The sequence below is a fragment of the Anoxybacillus thermarum genome, from assembly GCF_000836725.1.
Taxonomy (GTDB): domain Bacteria; phylum Bacillota; class Bacilli; order Bacillales; family Anoxybacillaceae; genus Anoxybacillus; species Anoxybacillus thermarum.
Window position 1 is genome coordinate 1 of sequence record NZ_JXTH01000110.1, and the last position, 2,880, is coordinate 2,880.

Annotated in this window: 1 protein-coding gene and 1 pseudogene; both read right to left on the minus strand. The window is 43.1% G+C overall.

Annotated elements, in window-relative coordinates:
- Positions 1 to 289: 289 nt before the first annotated feature.
- Positions 290 to 2,224: a threonine--tRNA ligase gene (gene thrS, locus LH47_RS14425; protein WP_043968682.1), complete on the minus strand. Its 1,935-nt coding sequence runs from the start codon at positions 2,222 to 2,224 to the stop codon at positions 290 to 292.
- 510 nt (positions 2,225 to 2,734) lie between these two features.
- A pseudogene (locus LH47_RS15745) lies at positions 2,735 to 2,880 on the minus strand (UPF0236 family protein); the annotation flags it as partial.

Here is a 2,880-nt window from a genome sequence, read left to right on the forward strand (position 1 = left end):
CTCCAAAAGGGCCGCCAACAAGACAGCGAACACCTTTTGAAGAGTTCTGACTAATTGTTCCTCCAGCTCTTTTAATAAAGGCCATTCTGTGGTAAAATGTTTCATGGACTCTCTCCCTCCTGTTTTATTGATGTTGGTCATCACCATCATAGCAGGGAGAGAGTCCTTTTTGCATGACATTTGCTTTTTTCTACCGCGCTTCGCTTGGTGGCCCCGACGAGCGTCGCGAACAAAAGTTCGCAACCCTCGTCGGGGAATCATTCCTGAATGTCACCCACAAATATTTTACTCACACTTTACGCACTTCTTTTACGATAGAGTCAACGAACGCATCAAGCGGCATCGTTTCGCTTTTTTGTTCGCCATATTTTCGCACGTTCACTGCCCGTTCATTTACTTCATTATCGCCGACAACGAGCATGTACGGAATTTTTTGCATTTGTGCTTCGCGAATTTTATAACCGATTTTTTCTTCACGCTCATCGACTTCAACACGAATGCCTGCCGCTTGTAACGCATGTTTTACTTCATACGCATAATCCATATGAACAGCTGGGGAAACAGGAATAACTTGTACTTGTACAGGCGCTAACCATGTCGGGAACGCTCCTTTATACTCCTCAATTAAAAAGGCAACGAAACGTTCCATCGTTGATACGACACCGCGATGGATGACAACCGGACGATGCGGTTTTCCGTCTTCACCGATATATGTTAAGTCAAAACGTTCCGGTAACAAGAAATCAAGTTGAACCGTAGATAACGTTTCATCTTTTCCGAGCGCTGTTCGTACTTGAACGTCTAGTTTTGGACCGTAAAACGCAGCTTCTCCTTCTGCTTCGTAATAGTCAAGTCCAAGCTCGTCCATCGCCTCTTTTAACATGCTTTGTGCTTTTTCCCACATCGCATCGTCATCATAATATTTTTCTTTATCTTGCGGATCGCGATACGACAGACGGAACGAATAGTCTGTTAAACCAAAATCTTTATATACATCTAAAATTAAATTAACGACGCGCTTAAACTCGTCTTTAATTTGATCTGGGCGAACGAAAATATGCGCATCATTCAATGTCATTCCACGAACGCGTTGCAATCCTGTAAGCGCACCTGACATTTCGTAACGATGCATCGTACCGAGCTCTGCGATACGAATTGGCAACTCGCGATAGCTATGAATTTTATGTTTATACACCATCATATGATGTGGGCAGTTCATCGGACGTAAGACGAGCTGTTCATTATCCATTTCCATTGGCGGAAACATTCCATCCTTATAGTGATCCCAATGACCAGACGTTTTATATAACTCGACGCTACCTAGCACTGGTGTATATACGTGTTGATAGCCAAGCGACAGCTCTTTATCGACGATATAACGCTCAATTGTTCGGCGAATAGTTGCACCTTTTGGAAGCCAAAGCGGCAATCCTTGTCCTACTTTTTGCGATGTCATAAATAAGTCGAGCTCTTTTCCGAGCTTGCGATGATCGCGCTCTTTCGCTTCTTGTAAAAGACGTAAATATTCATCTAAATCTTCTTTTTTGAAAAAGGCTGTACCGTAAATGCGTTGCAACATTTTATTTTTACTGTCACCACGCCAGTATGCACCTGCCACGCTTAACAGTTTAAACTCTTTAATTTTTCCTGTTGATGGGACGTGCACTCCGCGGCAAAGGTCGAAAAATTCGCCTTGTTCGTAAATGGAGACGATTTCTCCTTCTGGAATGTCGTGAATAAGCTCAATTTTTAAATGATCGCCAATTTCTGTATAACGACGAATCGCCTCTTCGCGACTAACTTCTCGACGAACGATATCTAAGTTTTCTTTCACAATTTTTTTCATTTCTTGTTCAATTTTCGGTAAGTCTTCTGCTGTAATTGGTACATCGACATCAATATCATAGTAAAAGCCGTTTTCGATGACAGGGCCAACACCAAGCTTCACATCTTTGTACAATCGTTTAATCGCTTGTGCCATTAAATGCGCTGTGCTATGACGTAAAATGTCAAGCGCCTCCGGCATATCTTGCGTAATAATCGAAATGGCGCCATCTTCTTCAATCGGTGTTCGCAAATCGATCATGCGATCGTTTAGCTTTCCTGCAATTGCTTTTTTCTTCAATCCTGGACTAATGGACGCTGCAATGTCTTCCGTCGTCACTCCTTTCGGAAACTCCTTCACTGCTCCATCTGGAAATGTAATTTTTACTACATCCGCCAAAGCTGTTCACTCCTTTTTTAGAAATAAAAAAAACTCGTCCCAAAAACGAGGGACGAGTTGGTTTCGTGGTTCCACCCTTCTTCCCGTCTATACGAATATAAACCGAGCGTATAAACGGCTTCATTTCGATAACGGCGCAAACCGTCAGCAATTACTAAACGGGCGATCGTCCCATTGTTCACTGCTGAAGTTTAGAGGTGGTAAGTGCATTTTTCGTGTTAGGAAGGTTTCAGCCTATGCCTTCCCTCTCTGTGAACCGTAAAAATACACCCATGTCCTCATCATCACTTTTTGCTTTATTCATTATGTATGTCATTATAAGCATATTTTTTTGGAAAATCAAGAGGTGTTCGCAGCTCGAGTCAGTCAAGACTTTGTGGAGAACATTTTTTCGGTTCACTACGGGTGTTGTCAATCACTAGTTAGCGAACCATTTTCAGGAATTGATATCGTAAGCGCTTTTGGACTCTCATCCCTCATCTTGAAGTGATGATATTGTATTCCATTTTTTTACACCCAACCAAAATCCCGAAGCGCCGACAACGCTTGATGGATCGGCGTCCCGGATGACCGCTGCAGACACGGTAGATTCTGACGCACCACATCTGCCCACAACCGTCCTGCCTTCCGTTTGGCCTGTTCAACCCGCTTGGACT